This is a genomic window from Luethyella okanaganae (genome assembly GCF_042660285.1).
GTDB lineage: Bacteria > Actinomycetota > Actinomycetes > Actinomycetales > Microbacteriaceae > Luethyella > Luethyella okanaganae.
This window is the reverse complement of sequence record NZ_JBHSTP010000004.1, coordinates 39,064-53,533: the sequence shown is the minus strand read 5'-3', so window position 1 is coordinate 53,533 and position 14,470 is coordinate 39,064. Positions and strand designations below refer to the sequence as shown.

The following is a 14,470-nucleotide window of genomic DNA, read 5'->3' as shown; positions in this document are numbered from 1 at the left end:
GACAGGAGATTACCGGGGAACGTCGTGTCTGTCGCCGCGTGCGCGGCGCAAGCGAGGGTAGCATCGACCCGATGATGCCGACGATTCCCACGCCATACGAAGACCTGCTGCGCGACGTCCTGTCGAACGGCGCGCGCAAGACCGACCGCACCGGCACAGGCACCCGAAGCGTCTTCGGGCGGCAGCTGCGCTTCGACTTGGCCGAGGGCTTCCCGCTCGTCACCACCAAACGTGTGCATTTCCGCTCGATGGCCTACGAGCTGCTCTGGTTCCTGCGCGGCGAGAGCAATGTCGCGTGGCTGCAAGAGAACGGCGTGACGATCTGGGACGAGTGGGCGGATGCCGCTGGCGAGCTCGGCCCCGTCTACGGTGTGCAGTGGCGCTCCTGGCCGACGCCGAGCGGCGAGCAGATCGACCAGATCGCCGAGGTCGTCGAGGCGATCCGCACGACTCCCGATTCGCGACGTCTGGTGGTCTCGGCCTGGAACCCTGCCGACATCCCGAACATGGCGCTCGCGCCCTGCCACGCGCTCTTCCAGTTCTACGTCGCGGACGGCGCCCTGTCGTGCCAGCTCTACCAGCGCAGCGCCGACCTGTTCCTGGGCGTTCCGTTCAACATCGCGAGCTACGCGCTCCTCACTCATCTCATCGCCGCCCAGACGGGACTCGAGCCGGGCGAGTTCGTGTGGACGGGAGGCGACTGTCACATCTACGACAACCACGTCGAACAGGTCGCGGAACAGCTCACACGGCAGCCCTATCCATTCCCGACGCTGCGCATCGCGAGGGAGCGCGCCAGCGTCTTCGACTACGAGTTCGACGATCTCGTCATCGAGGGGTACCAGCACCATCCGGCCATCCGAGGGGCCGTCGCGGTATGAGCCCCCCCGGGCTGGGACTGATCTGGGCCGAGGCGCGGGACGGCGTCATCGGCAATGACGGTGTCATGCCGTGGCAGGTTCCCGAGGATCTCGCCCATTTCAAGACGGTCACCCTGGGTGGGCCGGTCGTGATGGGCCGCAAGACGTGGGATTCGCTGCCTGCGCGGTTCCGGCCGCTTCCTGGACGGCGCAACATCGTGGTCACCCGCCGGGAGGATTGGCAGGCCGAGGGTGCAGACGTCGCCCACTCGGTGGATGAGGCGCTCGCCATCGCAGAGGACGAGGCGGCATCGGCGGGCGATGGCTTCGTCTGGGTGATCGGCGGCGCGGAGATCTTCCATTCCGTGATCGACCGGGCGGACCGGCTCGAGGTGACCGAGATCGACGCGCGCTTCGAGGGCGACACCGTCGCCCCGGAGATCGACGCGCGCTGGGGCGCCGCCGACGTGGACCCTGTCCAGGGCTGGCATCTCTCGCGCACGGGGGTCGCCTTCCGTTTTCTGCGCTACGAGCGGCGTGGTTCCGCGGAGTAGTGCCGTGCGGAGGGGGAGAGGCGCTCGCCGGCACCCGCACCGCGCAGTGTGACGTCGCGCGGGACAGGCATCGGGACTATCGTGAAGGTCGTGCCTGAGATCGAATTCCGCTCCGACGTGACCGTCGAACTCATGCGTGCCAGTGCGCACGACGCCGACGTGCTGTTCGCCGCCCGTGTCTCCACCCAGGGAGAGCAGACGCTCGAGACGAGCCGGCTCGATGGAACCGAGACCGAAGTCGATGCGAGGCGTGACCGAGGACTCATCAACTACCTCATGCGCGATCGCCACGGGTCGCCGTTCGAGCACAACTCGATGACGTTCTATGTGCAGGCGCCGATCTTCGTGTTCCGCGAGTTCATGCGGCACCGCATCGCCTCATACAACGAGGAATCCGGGCGGTATCGCGAACTGCGCCCGGTGTTCTATGTGCCGGCATCCGAGCGCAACCTCGTCCAGGTGGGCAGGCCCGGTGCCTATGAATTCCTGCCGGGAACGGCCGAGCAGACGGCCCTCGTTGAGCAACAGGCACGAGATGTCGCGCGTCACGCCTACGAGGCCTATCAGCGGATGCTCGAGGCCGGCGTCGCCCGTGAGGTCGCCCGCATCGTGCTGCCGCTCAACATCTACTCGTCGATGTACGTGACGATGAACGCGCGTTCACTCATGAACTTCCTGTCTTTGCGCACCAACCGCGACGGCACGCACTTCCCGTCGTTTCCGCAGCGCGAGATCGAGATGTGCGCCGAGAAGATGGAGTCGCTCTGGGCTGAGCTCATGCCTCTTACTTACGGCGCCTTCGACGCGAACGGCCGGGTCGCACCCTAGGCGCAGCCTGAGCCCGTCGAAGCGCCGCCGAACCGGTAGCCTAAAGGCGTGACTGCATCCTCGAATCCCTTTGGCCAGGTCCTGGTAGCGCTGGTGACCCCATTCACCGCCGACGGCGAGGTCGATTGGTCGGCGGTGGAGAAGCACATCGACGATGTCATCACGGCGGGCGCGGACGGTATCGTCGTCACCGGCACGACGGGCGAGACCAGCACGCTCACCGACCCGGAGAAGATCCGTCTCGTCGAGGTCGGCAAGGACGTCGCGGCCGGCCGGGCGAAGATCATCACGGGCGGCGGCTCCAACGAGACGGCTCACGCCATGCAGCTCGCCAAGCAGAGCGAGAAGGCGGGCGCCGACGGCAACATGATCGTCACCCCGTACTACAACAAGCCGACCCAGGCGGGGGTGCTCACGCACTTCCGTATGATCGCCGACGCGACAGATCTTCCTGTCATCCTCTACGACATCCCCGGCCGTACGGGCATTCCGATCACCTACGAGACGATCCTGCGTGCCGCGAAGCACCCCAACGTCCTCGCGGTGAAGGACGCCAAGGGCGACTTCAGCGAGGTGAGCCGAGTGCTCAACCAGACCGATCTCCTCTACTTCTCCGGCGACGACTCCAATGTGCTGCCTCACCTCGCGATCGGGGCCACTGGCCTCATCGGCGTGACGGCGAACATCGCCCCGACGCCGTACCGTCAGATGATCGACGCGGTCAATGCCGGCGACCTCGCCACGGCGACCGCGGCGCACAAGAAGCTCGAGCCGCTCGTGCGCGCGATCATGACGCACGTGCCGGGCACCGTCGCGGCCAAGTACATCCTGCACGGTCTCGGCCGGATCGGCAGCCCCCGCGTGCGATTGCCGCTCGTCGGCCCCGAAGAGTGGGAGGCCGCCCAGATCGAGGACGAGATCGACCTCGTCCGCGACATCCCCGGCCTCGACTTCAGCAATTTCCGCCCCGATCGGAACGCCGCCGCAGGCGGCGCATTGCCGAAGGTCGCGGGAACCACACGCTAGAACCGGCGGGCGGTATCCCCCAGAAGCACAAGGAGGGCATATGCCCAACGACATCCACGAGCCGGCGCCCCTCGCGCCCGGCACACTCCGCGTCATCCCGATCGGCGGTCTCGGCGAGATCGGCCGAAACATGACCTCTTTCGAGATCGACGGCAAGATCCTCATCGTCGACTGCGGGGTACTCTTCCCCGAGGAGCACCAGCCGGGCGTCGACCTGATCCTGCCCGACTTCAGCCCGATCCGGGACCGGCTGGACGACATCGTCGGCGTCGTGCTCACGCACGGCCACGAGGACCACATCGGTGCGGTGCCCTACCTGCTCAAGCTCCGGGCGGACATCCCGCTCATCGGCTCCGGCCTGACGCTGGCGCTCGTCGAGGCGAAGCTCAAGGAGCACCGCATCCAGCCATACAGCCTCACCGTCAAGGAAGGGCAGATGGAGGCGCTCGGGCCGTTCGACCTCGAGTTCGTCGCGGTCAACCATTCGATCCCGGATGCTCTCGCCGTCGTCATCCATTCGGCGGCAGGCACCGTGTTGGCGACGGGCGACTTCAAGATGGATCAGCTTCCGCTCGACGGCCGCCTCACCGATCTGCGCGAGTTCGCGCGTCTGGGCAGGTCGGGCGTCGATCTCTTCCTCGTCGACTCGACGAATGCGGATGTCCCGGGCTTCACCCCTCTCGAACGCTCGATCGGTCCCGTGCTCGACCAGGTCATCTCGAAGGCGCCGCGCCGAGTGATCGTCGCGAGCTTCTCCAGTCATGTCCACCGGGTGCAGCAGGTGCTCGACGCCGCCAACGCCAATGGCCGTCGCGTCGCCCTGCTCGGCCGCTCGATGGTGCGCAACATGACCATCGCCGCCGAGCTGGGCTATCTCAAGGTGCCGGAGGGCGTGCTCATCGACTACAAGAAAGCCGGTGACGTCCCCGACGACGAGATCGTCTACATGTCAACGGGTTCGCAGGGCGAGCCGATGGCCGTGCTCAGCCGTATGGCGAATCTGGACCATCAGATCGAGATCGGCCACGGCGACACCGTCATCCTCGCCTCGAGCCTCATCCCGGGCAACGAGAACGCCGTCTACCGCGTGATCGACGGCCTCACCAAGCTGGGTGCCCACGTCGTGCACAAGGGCAACGCCAAGGTGCACGTCTCCGGCCACGCGGCTGCGGGGGAGCTGCTCTACTGCTACAACATCCTCAAGCCGAGGAACGTGATCCCGGTGCACGGCGAGTACCGCCATCTCGTCGCGAACGCGAACCTCGCCATCGACACGGGCATTCCCGAGGAGAACACCTTCCTCGGGGAGGACGGCACGGTCTTCGACCTGCGCGACGGTACGGTCACGGTCGCAGGCCAGCTCGACCTCGGCTATGTCTACGTCGACGGTTCGACCGTCGGCGAGATCACCGACGCCGACCTCAAGGATCGCCGCATCCTCGGAGAAGAGGGCTTCATCTCGATCATCGTCGTGGTCGAGGCATCGACCGGCACGGTCATCGTCGGCCCCGAGATCCACGCCAAGGGATTCGCTGAAGACGACGCGATCTTCGACAGCGTCAAGCCCAAGATCGTCGCCGCGCTCGCGGATGCCGCCCACAGCGGCGTGCGCGACACGCACGCGCTGTCACAGGTCGTGCGCCGCACGGTCGGCCGCTGGGTCAACGTCTCCTACCGGCGTCGGCCGATGATCGTGCCCCTCATCATCGAGGCGTAGGAGTCATCGAGGCGTAGGAGTCGTCGAGGCGTAGGGGGAGCGCTACGAGCTGGTCTTCGTCGGTCGGCCCAGACACCTGCCGGATCCGCCGGTCTCGGCTGGTTCACGCCGTCGAGACCCGGGGGACGAGACCCGGGGGATTTGCCGGGTCCCTCACGGGTTGAACCTGTGAAAGGCTGCAGGCGTTCCCGATAGGGACGAGCCGGCGAATGCCGGGTCGGAGGATCACATGTGAGGCTTGATATGTCCTCAGGCGCTCTCTACGCTAGTGTGAGGAAAACCCTGCCGATCGAACCGAGGAGCCAGGTGGGCGTCGCACGTAAATGGGTTTTCCCCATCATCCGAGTCATCCTCGTCGCGGTCGTCGCCGGCGCGCTGGTGAAACTGGCGTTCTTCCCCGACAGCGCCGGAGCTGTCGACCCCACGAGACCGACCGGACAGATATCGGAGCCGCAGGTGCCCGTGATGCTCGGCACCGTCACGAACGACGTCACCCTCAAGGGGACCGTCGGCGCCGATTCCGCCACGCCGGTGAAGGCCGTGGCGGCGGGAACCGTCGACGAGGTCTTCGTCTCGCAGGGCGCTCAGGTGAACGTGGGCGATGTGCTCTACGACATCAAGGTCGAGACGCCGCGCGAGCCGGAGGAGATCGTCGGCCCCGACGGCAGCGTTCAGGTCAGCCAGCCCAAGCCCGCGGTGAGCTTCACGAAGGTGACCGCACCGATCTCAGGCGTGCTGAGCGCGCTCGGCGTCATCCACGGTCAGATGGTCGCCGTCGGCGACGCCACGGGGCAGATCGCGCCTCCGAGCTTCTCGGTGAGCGGCTCGCTCAGCCCTGAACAGCAGTATCGCTTGGTCGACCGGCCAACCGAGGCGACCATCTCGATCTCGGGCGGTCCCGCGCCGTTCGTGTGTACGGGGCTGACGATCACGACTCCGCTGCCCGGTGCCGAGACGGGCTCCGGCGCCGCGGGCGGTGCGGGCGCCGCAGGCGGCGCGGGCGGTGCGGGCGGTGGCGGCACTGCCGGGTCCGGGACGACGGTGCGGTGCGCCGTCCCGGCAGGGGTCACCGTCTTCTCGGGTCTCTCAGCCGACATCACGATCGCTGCAGGCAAGGCGGAGAACGTGCTCACGGTTCCGACGACGGCCGTGAAGGGTTCCGCCCAGACCGGGACGGTATGGTTCGTGCTCCCCGAGGGTGGAACCGAGGAGCGCCAGGTGACGCTCGGCCTCAACGACGGCAGGAACGTCGAGATCGCCTCCGGCCTCGCCGAGGGTGAATTGGTGCTGCAGTTCGTGCCCGGAGCGCCTCCAGCCGGCGGCGAGGGCGATTGCAAGCCGATGCCCGATGGGTCGATGGTCTGTGGGGTCGGCTTCTAGTGGCCCTGCTCCATCTCGAAGGCGTCACGAAAACGGTCCAGCTCCCTGATGAGGCTCCGTTGACGATCCTCGCTGGCGTCGATCTCGTCGTCGAGGTCGGCGACCGCGTCTCGATCGTCGGTCGCTCAGGATCGGGCAAGTCGACATTGCTCAATCTGCTGGGCCTGCTCGACACGGCGACGACCGGGAGCATGCTGTTCGATGAGCGTCCGGTCGAGAAGCTGTCATCGGGGGAGAGGGATCGCGTGCGAGGCCGCGACATCGGTTTCATCTTCCAGCAGTTCAACCTGCTTCAAGGACGGACGGCCCGCGAGAACGTCATGACACCGCTCCTCTACGCGACAGGACGCCAGTTCTGGAACCGCTCCTCGCTCGCCGCCGAGATGCTCGAACGGGTGGGCCTCGGTCACAGAGTCGACACGATGCCGGAGAAGCTGTCCGGCGGTGAACAGCAGCGCGTCGCGATAGCCCGCTCCCTTGTGCGCGGTCCGCGCATCATCCTCGCGGACGAGCCGACAGGTGCGCTCGACGTCGAAACGGGTGGGACGGTCATGCGGCTGCTCGACGAGGTCGCTCAGAACACCGGTGCGGCACTCGTGACGATCACCCACGATCCTGCGATCGCCGAGCTCGCCAGCATGCACTTTCGCCTCGACCACGGCGTGCTCACGCCGGTGAGCGACGACGGTGTCGCGGCGGACCTCGTGGCGGTTTCCGCGCCCGGTGAATCCGGTCCGTTCGAGGTGTCCGGAGTGGGGCTTCGCGCATGAACCGGGCCTTCACGGGCATCGTCGGCGCCGTCAGCGAGGCATGGCAGGAATTGCGCATCCATAGGACGCGGGTGCTGCTCTCGCTCATCGGAGTCGCGGTCGCCGTGTGCGCACTCACCACGGTCGTCGGCCTCGGCGGCCTCGCCCAGCAGGCGAACCTCGAGGTCGGCGAGCGGATGAGCGGGCGCCCGGCGACGCTTTACGTGCAGGCAGGCATGACGGACGGGTCGACGGTGAACCCCGTGCTGGTGCAGCGCGCGTGGAACGACAGCCTCGAGCGCTACGGCGTGACGTACGCGAGCCGCGTCGTCTGGGGCCAGCAGACGGTGCAGTTCGTCGACGGGGCGGTTCCGGTGCAGACACGAGCGGTCGATCAGCCGTACGGCACGATGCATCGTGTCGAGCTGGATCGCGGGGCATGGTTCGACGCGGCCGACGGGGAGCGCCTCGCGCCGGCTCTCATCGTCAACGAGGTATTCTGGCGGCGGATCGGATCGCCGGATCTCGCGACGCATCCCGTGGTGAGCCTTCTCGGGGAACAAGATGTCTCGGCGGTCGTGACGGGGGTCTACCCGGCGGCGTCGTGGGAGACCGGACCGGCGATGTACATGCTGTTCGACGTGTATGAGCGGCTCGCCGCTCCCCTTGCCCCGAACATGCGGCCGCCGCCGCAGTATGAGCTCTGGGTGCCGCCGCAACTCTCCGACGCGATCGGCGCCGGTATGCGGAGCGACATCGCGGCCACTCTGGGCGAGGGGGCGTCGGTGACCGTCAATCGGCAGGATGTCGGCGCTTTCGGCGACGACCCATTCTTGCCGCTCAAGCTCATGGTCGGCGGAGTCGCCATCCTCGTGCTCCTGCTCGGCGCCCTGGGGCTCGTCAACATCGCGCTCGTCACTGTCAAACAGCGCATCCGCGAGATCGGCATCAGGAGGAGCTTCGGCGCTACGGCCGGCCGGGTCTTCTTCGCCGTCATGATGGAGAGCGTCGTCGGAACCGTCGCGGCCGGTGCGGTCGGCGTGATGGCTGCGATCCTCATCGTGAAGTCGAAGCTCGTGGAGGGCTTCATCGGTCAGGGCATGGTCACCGACTTTCCCCCGTTCCCGGTCGAGGCGGCGGTCATCGGCCTTCTGGCGGCGACCCTGGTCGGCACCGTCGCAGGGCTGCTGCCGGCGCTCGTCGCCGTGCGGGTCAAGGTCATCGACGCCATCCGCTACTGAGCCCATCCGCTACTAGGGTGTGTTTCCCAGCTCGGCACCGGTTGTGCTGGGTGGACGAGCTGCTCGCGACCCTGCGAGCGCAAGGGGGGCGAGATTGCCTGAGCTATGAACGTCACGCTTCGGTTGTGGCGCGAAACCTGGCCGAAACACGGCGCACGTAACATCCGCCCATGACGGGATTCCAGTTGAGACCGGCGTCGCGCAGCGACTCCCGCTTGCTCGGCGACATGGTCGTCGAGGCTGCCAATTGGGACGTCGCGCGACGACGTCAGCGCATCGCGATCCTCGAGGACCCGGCACATTCCCGCTATATCGACGGCTGGCGCAGACCGGGCGACGCCGGCACGATCGCGGTCGACGATCTCGGCTCCGCCATCGGCGCATGCTGGTTCCGGTTGTTCTCCGCGGATGCACCCGGTTACGGCTACGTGGCCGGCGGCGTTCCCGAGCTCATCCTGGGCGTGAAGCCGGTATGGCGGGCTCAGGGCGTCGGTCGTGCATTGTTGCGCGCCGCGGTCGCGTGCGCTCGCGACGGCGGCTATGCGCGGCTCTCGCTCAGCGTCGCGCGGGCCAACCACGCCGTCGCGCTCTATCGCAGTGAGGGTTTCGTCGTCGTCGGCGACGTGGGGACCAGGCACACGATGGTGCGCACGCTCCGTTAGCGCGTGGGTCGGCGAAGGAAACGTTTCATCGCATTGCACTGAACCGGTTCTGTCCGTCCTGCCTGCCCTGCCTGTTTGCCTGCCGGTCCTGCCTGCCTGCCGGTCCTGCCTGCCTGCCTGCCGGTCCCGCCTGCCCTGCCTGTTCCGCTTCGTGAGACGGATGTTCGCGCCACCTTCTGTGTTCCGCGCCAGTTGTGACGGCGGGGAATGCAGGAGATGGCGCAGAACGCGAGGTGCGAGAGGAGAACTGTGAGAGGCGCGGCGGAACGGCATGGCGGCGCGCAGGCATGCAGAACACACTTGCCCCGCCTGCCCGCGGGTTGTCCTTATCTCGCGAGAATTGTATAGATCTCTACAACACTCGCCCCCGCTTGCGGGGGATTGTCGTGCCCCGGAAGTACCGTGGATTCCATGGCTACGAGTACCAAGGCGACCGGTCGTGCCCGCAGCGCACCCGCGCGCGGCGGCTCGTCCTCATCGAACGGCGCAGGGCGCAAGCCCGCGAGCAAGACCGCCGCGCAGAAGACCGTGAAGTATCCGGTGCAGGGCGACAAGCCCAACGTGATCGTGCGCATGTGGATGGGCCTCGCCCACCTCGTTGGCGGCGCGGCGCGAGCACTCGGCCCCGAGCAACTCGAGAAGGAGGAGCGTCGCGACGGCCTGCCGTTCTTCATCGTGCTGCTCGCCATCGCCGGCGCCGTCGTCGAGTGGTTCCTCATCAACGACAACGTCGCGCAGACCCTCGACGCATGGACCTTCGGCGGACTCTTCGGACGGGTCGCCTTTGCCCTGCCCGTCATCATGCTGATCTTCGCGATCTGGTTGTTCCGTCACCCCAGTTCCGTGCACGACAACACGCGCATCGGCATCGGTCTCGGCATCCTGCTCGTCACCGTCTCGGGACTGTGCCACATCTTCAGCGGCCAACCGTCACCGAGCCTCGGCATGGAGGTGCTCGCACGCGCGGGTGGGGTCATCGGCTGGATGATCGCAGCGCCGCTGATCGCCCTCATCACAGCGGCAGGCGCGACGGCCTTCATGGTCTTCCTGCTTCTGCTCTCGATCTTCATCATCACCAAGACTCCGCCGAACAAGATCGGTGAGCGTTCGCGCGAGCTCTACGCCTGGCTCTTCGGGGCACAGCTCCCCGATGCGGAAGAGCGCGCGGCGGCCAAGGAGGCGAAGCTCGCGGCCAAGCAGGTAGAGCTCGACGGGGTCGACGGCGAACCGGGCGAGACGGACGGTGTGCTTCCGTGGTGGCGGCGCAACAACTCGCAACGCGAGGAGGACCCCGCCTTCGACAGCCCCGTGCTCGCCGACGGGCTGGCCGAGGTCTTCGGCGCCGGATCGCACGAGGGCGGCTTCGACAGCGCGCTCGAGGGGGTTCGGCCGGCCGCCCTGGCCGGAGACGGTGCTCCCGGCCAAGACCACTACCGCGCCGAGGTGCTCGGCGACCTCGAGCAGGCTGAGGCCGCGCTCAAGCGATTCACGGGCGAGGTCGACGCGAACGGGATGTCGGCGACCGGCTTGCGCTCAGACGACGCCCCCGGTGCAACGGGAGTGCTGCCCGGATTCGCGGTCGCCGGGGGAGACTTCGACGCCTCGGCGCTCACCCCCGCCGCGCCGGTGCAGCCGACCGCGCCCTACCATCTGCCCGCGGCATCCACCCTCGCGGCGGGCGCACCGCCCAAGTCGCGTTCGGCGGCGAACGACGAGGTCGTGCGCGCGATCACCGAAGTGCTCAAGCAGTTCCAGGTGGATGCGCGGGTCACCGGCTTCTCGCGCGGCCCGACGGTCACACAGTACGAGATCGAGCTCGGTCCCAGTGTGAAAGTGGAACGGGTCACGGCCCTCAGCAAGAACCTGTCCTACGCCGTCGCGTCCAACGAGGTCCGCATCCTCTCTCCGATCCCCGGCAAGAGCGCGATCGGGATCGAGATACCCAACACCGACCGCGAGATCGTCACTCTCGGAGACGTGCTGCGCTCGACGGCTGCGAGCAGCAGCCACCATCCCATGACGATCGGCGTCGGCAAGGACGTCGGTGGTGGCTACGTCGTCGCGAACCTCGCCAAGATGCCCCACCTGCTCGTCGCCGGTTCGACCGGCTCCGGCAAGTCGAGCTTCGTCAACTCGATGATCACGAGCCTGCTCATGCGGGCCAAACCAGCCGACGTCCGCATGGTGCTCATCGATCCGAAGCGTGTCGAGCTGGCACCGTATGCGGGTGTGCCGCACCTCATCACTCCCATCATCACGAATCCCAAGAAGGCCGCGGAGGCTCTGCAGTGGGTCGTCAAAGAGATGGACATGCGCTATGACGACCTGGCGAGCTTCGGGTTCCGTCACATCGATGATTTCAACAAGGCCGTCGTCAACGACGAGATCGTGCTCCCGGTGGGCAGTGAGCGCCAGCTCAAGCCCTATCCGTACCTCCTGGTCGTCGTCGACGAGCTGGCCGACCTCATGATGGTCGCCCCACGCGATGTCGAAGACTCGATCGTGCGCATCACCCAGCTCGCCCGGGCTTCCGGCATCCATCTCGTGCTCGCGACCCAGCGCCCGTCGGTCGATGTCGTGACCGGTCTCATCAAGGCGAACGTGCCATCGCGGCTCGCCTTCGCCGTCACGAGCGTCACCGACTCCCGTGTCATCCTCGACCAGCCCGGCGCCGACAAGCTCATCGGGCAGGGCGACGCACTCTTCCTGCCGATGGGGGCGTCGAAGGCGCTACGCGTGCAGGGCGCCTGGGTGAGCGAGAGTGAGATCGAACGTGTCGTCAAGCATGTCACCCAGCAGGCTCGTCCCGAGTACCGTCAGGATGTCGCCGCAGCCGCCCGGCGCAAAGAGATCGACTCGGACATCGGTGACGACCTCGAGTTGTTGCTCGCCGCCGCCGAACTCGTCGTATCCACTCAGTTCGGTTCGACCTCGATGCTCCAACGCAAGCTCCGGGTCGGCTTCGCCAAGGCGGGCCGCCTCATGGACCTCCTCGAGTCGCGTGAGATCGTCGGACCGTCGGAGGGCTCGAAGGCCCGTGATGTGCTCGTCACGGCCGAGCAGCTCTCTGGCGTGTTGGCCCGATTGCGCGGCGAGGATCCGGATGGGGCGGCGCCTGCAGCGGCAACCGTCTCACCGCCGCAGCCCTCGTCGCAGCGCGATCCCTACGGGGGCGACCCGGTCGCGAGGATGACGGAGGGCTATCCTGAGGAGGACGGCCCCTCCGAGGATGCGTGGCAGCTCACCGGTCGCGATGACTGAGCTCCCGATGCTCCGTGGGTTGTCATCCGATTCACGCCCGGTTCTGGCTTGGATCGAGCTCCGATTCGCACCGAGCAGAGAGTAGCACGATGGCGCCAGCAGACGCCCAGACGACCCGCTCGTCCAACTGGAACCTCCCGAACCTCATCACGGTGCTGCGCATCCTGCTCGCCCCGCTGTTCATCTGGATGCTCATAGCCGATGCCGGTGCCGACGGGCCCTTGCGCTGGTGGGCGGCGATGCTCTTCATCGTCGCGATCGCGACCGATGGCGTCGACGGCGCGATAGCGCGCAGACGCGGCCTCGTCACCGACCTGGGCAAGCTCCTCGATCCGATCGCCGACAAGGTGCTCACCGGTGGCGCCCTCGTCGGTCTGTCGATCCTGGGCGAGCTGTGGTGGTGGGTGACGATCGTCATCCTCCTGCGCGAGGTCGGGATCACTGTGTGGCGCATGGTCGAACTCGGTCGCGGCACCGTCGTGCCGGCTTCTCGCGGCGGCAAGCTCAAGACCATCGTCCAGGCTGTGGCGATCTCACTCGCGCTCGTTCCGCTGTGGACGATCCTCGGCGAGTGGATGCACTGGGTCAATGGGTTCGTCATGGCGCTCGCCCTCGTGCTCACCGTCTACTCGGGCGTCGAGTATCTCTGGCAGGCGTGGAGACTGAGGCGGGCGGCGGCGGATGCCGGTGTCGACTGAGCCGACCGATCCGACGGCCGAGATCGTTGCTGCGCTCGTCGGACGCGGCCTCACGATCGCCGTCGCCGAGTCGCTCACGGGCGGATTGCTCGTGGCCGAGCTGATCAGGATTCCCGGGGCGTCCGCTGTCGTGAACGGCGGTCTGGTGGCGTACAACACCGAGCTCAAGCACACCCTACTCGGGGTCGACGCGACGCTGCTCGCCGAGAGGGGCGCCATCGATCCGGATGTTGCGGCGCAGATGGCCGTGGGAGTGCGCGAGGTCCTCGCCGTCGGTGGTCGACAGGCCGACATCGGGGTGTCGACCACGGGCGTCGCCGGGCCGGATGGACAGGATGGGCATCCGCCTGGAACCGCGTTCGTCGCCATCGCGATCGGAGACGAGGTCACCGTCGTCGCACTCGCCCTGAGCGGCGATCGTGGCGCGATCCGCTCCGCGGTCGTGCGCGCGGCTGTTCGAGGACTGCGTCACGGCCTTGGCATGGAATAGTCCGTGTTAACGTGCGGTTACATAGCTCAGATTCACAAGAAAAGTCCAGTCGACGGCGATAAAGTCAAGGCAGCGGGTGGATAGTAGTAATGTGGTCCACCCGCTTATATGACCCGTCGATAGACACAGAGAGAAGGAGGTTCCGATGATTCTGGTTCGTCAGGAAATCGGCGATGTGCTCAGGGACTTCCGTCTTCAGAAGGGGCGCACTCTTCGACAGGTTGCGAGCAAGGCCAGCGTGGCCTTGGGCTACTTGAGCGAGGTTGAGCGCGGCCAGAAGGAAGCGTCGTCCGAGATACTCGCCTCCGTTGCGGATGCGTTGGAAACTCCTATTTCCGTGATCATGCGCGAGGTGGGTGACCGTCTTGCCGTGCTCGAGGGAATCGATCCCATCCCAGACACCGTCCCCGACGACTTCGTGGTGGACTTCGACGCGGACATGATGGTCCGCTGATCCTCCGCCCGTCGCCGAGGTGCGCTAGCCGGTCCATGTGACCGGCTAGCGTTGTCTCATGCGTCGTAGTGAGTTCAACCGGGCCGTCGCCGAAGAGTTCGGTTCCGGCTACGGCGCCGTGCTCCTGCGTGATCTGGTTCTGCCCGCCGTCGGGGGACGCACTGCCGAGGAAGCGCTCGCGGCCGGAACGTCGCCGCGCGAGGTCTGGCTGGCGCTGTGTGCCGAGACGGATGTGCCCCGGGAGCGTTGGTATGGCGTCGGTCTGCCCGCTCCTGTGAAGTGACGACACGCCGCACGTCTATCGAAGAAACATTCGGATGTTGCTAGGCTCCTGCACAGCAGGAATCGAAGACGGGTTGTGCACTGTCCGATCGTCACTCCTCCCGTATGTCGGAGGGCGAGCGTACAGTCGGATTCGTCGGCGATGAACAGCTGACTGCCTTGTCAGTCTCGTGCCAGGTTCATCCGGATCGGGCCGCGAAGGTTCGATTCGACCCACCGCGAGACACGACAGCCTATAGGCGCACCGCAGCAGACCGAAGGAGACCGC

14 protein-coding genes are annotated in these 14,470 nt (G+C 66.8%); all 14 read left to right on the top strand.

The window, feature by feature from the left end:
• Nucleotides 1-71: 71 nt before the first annotated feature.
• The 14 genes from ACFQB0_RS14245 (at nt 72) to ACFQB0_RS14180 (ending at nt 14,203) form a co-directional block, all read left to right on the top strand.
• Entirely contained in the window at nt 72-881 is an 810-nt protein-coding gene (locus tag ACFQB0_RS14245) for a thymidylate synthase (RefSeq protein ID WP_386732939.1), read from the top strand.
• On the top strand, nt 878-1,414 hold the full coding sequence (locus ACFQB0_RS14240; RefSeq protein WP_386732938.1) for a dihydrofolate reductase: 537 nt from the start codon (nt 878-880) through the stop codon (nt 1,412-1,414). The genes ACFQB0_RS14245 and ACFQB0_RS14240 overlap by 4 nt, the downstream gene beginning before the upstream one ends.
• A gap of 81 nt (nt 1,415-1,495) precedes the next feature.
• Complete coding sequence (gene thyX, locus ACFQB0_RS14235) at nt 1,496-2,242, top strand: FAD-dependent thymidylate synthase (protein ID WP_386732936.1); 747 nt, start codon at nt 1,496-1,498, stop codon at nt 2,240-2,242.
• Between the two features lie 48 nt (nt 2,243-2,290).
• Entirely contained in the window at nt 2,291-3,268 is a 978-nt protein-coding gene (gene dapA / locus ACFQB0_RS14230; RefSeq protein WP_386732934.1) for a 4-hydroxy-tetrahydrodipicolinate synthase, read from the top strand.
• A gap of 40 nt (nt 3,269-3,308) precedes the next feature.
• Nucleotides 3,309-4,985 (top strand): ribonuclease J, encoded by a 1,677-nt coding sequence (locus tag ACFQB0_RS14225; protein ID WP_386732932.1) that lies wholly within the window; start codon nt 3,309-3,311, stop codon nt 4,983-4,985.
• A 306-nt stretch (nt 4,986-5,291) separates the two neighbouring features.
• On the top strand, nt 5,292-6,365 hold the full coding sequence (locus ACFQB0_RS14220; RefSeq protein ID WP_386732930.1) for an efflux RND transporter periplasmic adaptor subunit: 1,074 nt from the start codon (nt 5,292-5,294) through the stop codon (nt 6,363-6,365).
• Nucleotides 6,365-7,135, top strand: coding sequence for an ABC transporter ATP-binding protein (locus ACFQB0_RS14215; protein WP_386732928.1), 771 nt, complete (start codon nt 6,365-6,367; stop codon nt 7,133-7,135). The genes ACFQB0_RS14220 and ACFQB0_RS14215 overlap by 1 nt, the downstream gene beginning before the upstream one ends.
• On the top strand, nt 7,132-8,355 hold the full coding sequence (locus ACFQB0_RS14210) for an ABC transporter permease (RefSeq protein ID WP_386732926.1): 1,224 nt from the start codon (nt 7,132-7,134) through the stop codon (nt 8,353-8,355). Before ACFQB0_RS14215 ends, ACFQB0_RS14210 begins: the two co-directional genes overlap by 4 nt.
• 170 nt (nt 8,356-8,525) lie before the next feature.
• Nucleotides 8,526-9,017 (top strand): GNAT family N-acetyltransferase, encoded by a 492-nt coding sequence (locus ACFQB0_RS14205; RefSeq protein WP_386732923.1) that lies wholly within the window; start codon nt 8,526-8,528, stop codon nt 9,015-9,017.
• A gap of 411 nt (nt 9,018-9,428) precedes the next feature.
• Nucleotides 9,429-12,278: an FtsK/SpoIIIE family DNA translocase gene (locus tag ACFQB0_RS14200; protein ID WP_386732921.1), complete on the top strand. Its 2,850-nt coding sequence runs from the start codon at nt 9,429-9,431 to the stop codon at nt 12,276-12,278.
• Between the two features lie 89 nt (nt 12,279-12,367).
• The gene (gene pgsA / locus ACFQB0_RS14195; RefSeq protein WP_386732918.1) at nt 12,368-12,976 is read left to right on the top strand and encodes a CDP-diacylglycerol--glycerol-3-phosphate 3-phosphatidyltransferase; all 609 of its coding nucleotides are present in this window, start codon (nt 12,368-12,370) and stop codon (nt 12,974-12,976) included.
• The gene (locus tag ACFQB0_RS14190; protein ID WP_386732916.1) at nt 12,960-13,466 is read left to right on the top strand and encodes a CinA family protein; all 507 of its coding nucleotides are present in this window, start codon (nt 12,960-12,962) and stop codon (nt 13,464-13,466) included. The genes pgsA and ACFQB0_RS14190 overlap by 17 nt, the downstream gene beginning before the upstream one ends.
• A gap of 145 nt (nt 13,467-13,611) precedes the next feature.
• A complete protein-coding gene (locus tag ACFQB0_RS14185; protein WP_386732914.1) occupies nt 13,612-13,920 on the top strand; it encodes a helix-turn-helix domain-containing protein in 309 nt (102 codons plus the stop codon).
• A 58-nt stretch (nt 13,921-13,978) separates the two neighbouring features.
• Nucleotides 13,979-14,203, top strand: a complete 225-nt coding sequence (locus ACFQB0_RS14180) for a DUF3046 domain-containing protein (RefSeq protein ID WP_386732912.1) — start codon at nt 13,979-13,981, stop codon at nt 14,201-14,203.
• The last annotated feature ends 267 nt before the right edge of the window (nt 14,204-14,470 follow it).

Excerpts from the sequence above, each read along its gene's own strand:
- ACFQB0_RS14245 (WP_386732939.1), top strand. The coding sequence starts at position 72 with ATGATGCCGACGATTCCCACGCCATACGAAGACCTGCTGCGCGACGTC.
- ACFQB0_RS14240 (WP_386732938.1), top strand. The coding sequence starts at position 878 with ATGAGCCCCCCCGGGCTGGGACTGATCTGGGCCGAGGCGCGGGACGGC.
- ACFQB0_RS14225 (WP_386732932.1), top strand. The coding sequence starts at position 3,309 with ATGCCCAACGACATCCACGAGCCGGCGCCCCTCGCGCCCGGCACACTC.
- ACFQB0_RS14210 (WP_386732926.1), top strand. The coding sequence starts at position 7,132 with ATGAACCGGGCCTTCACGGGCATCGTCGGCGCCGTCAGCGAGGCATGG.
- ACFQB0_RS14205 (WP_386732923.1), top strand. The coding sequence starts at position 8,526 with ATGACGGGATTCCAGTTGAGACCGGCGTCGCGCAGCGACTCCCGCTTG.
- ACFQB0_RS14200 (WP_386732921.1), top strand. The coding sequence starts at position 9,429 with ATGGCTACGAGTACCAAGGCGACCGGTCGTGCCCGCAGCGCACCCGCG.
- pgsA (WP_386732918.1), top strand. The coding sequence starts at position 12,368 with ATGGCGCCAGCAGACGCCCAGACGACCCGCTCGTCCAACTGGAACCTC.
- ACFQB0_RS14190 (WP_386732916.1), top strand. The coding sequence starts at position 12,960 with ATGCCGGTGTCGACTGAGCCGACCGATCCGACGGCCGAGATCGTTGCT.
- ACFQB0_RS14185 (WP_386732914.1), top strand. The coding sequence starts at position 13,612 with ATGATTCTGGTTCGTCAGGAAATCGGCGATGTGCTCAGGGACTTCCGT.
- ACFQB0_RS14180 (WP_386732912.1), top strand. The coding sequence starts at position 13,979 with ATGCGTCGTAGTGAGTTCAACCGGGCCGTCGCCGAAGAGTTCGGTTCC.